Raw genomic sequence first — 251 nt, forward strand, 5'->3', positions numbered from 1 at the left:
TGGTGGGCCTGAGCGATTCGGCCAACCTGGTGGCGTTCTACGACAAGCACAACTGGCAGGTCCGTGCGGCCTACAACTGGCGCGACAAGTTCCTCAACGGCATCGGCGGCCAGGGTCCCAACCCGTACTACACCGATGATTACGGCCAGCTCGACCTCAACATCCGCTACGCGGTCAGCGAGCAGCTGTCGCTGAGCCTGGAGGGAATCCACCTCCCCCACGAGACCACGCGTACCTACGCCCGGCATACC

The 251-nt window shown here is 63.7% G+C and carries 1 protein-coding gene; it reads left to right on the forward strand.

Annotation, left to right across the window (positions count from 1 at the left end):
- On the forward strand, positions 1 to 251 hold a 251-nt coding region (locus KVS69_RS20030; protein ID WP_217539970.1), incomplete at both ends, for a TonB-dependent receptor.

The organism is Stenotrophomonas sp. GbtcB23 (assembly GCF_019091045.1).
Taxonomy (GTDB): Bacteria; Pseudomonadota; Gammaproteobacteria; order Xanthomonadales; family Xanthomonadaceae; genus Stenotrophomonas; species Stenotrophomonas rhizophila_A.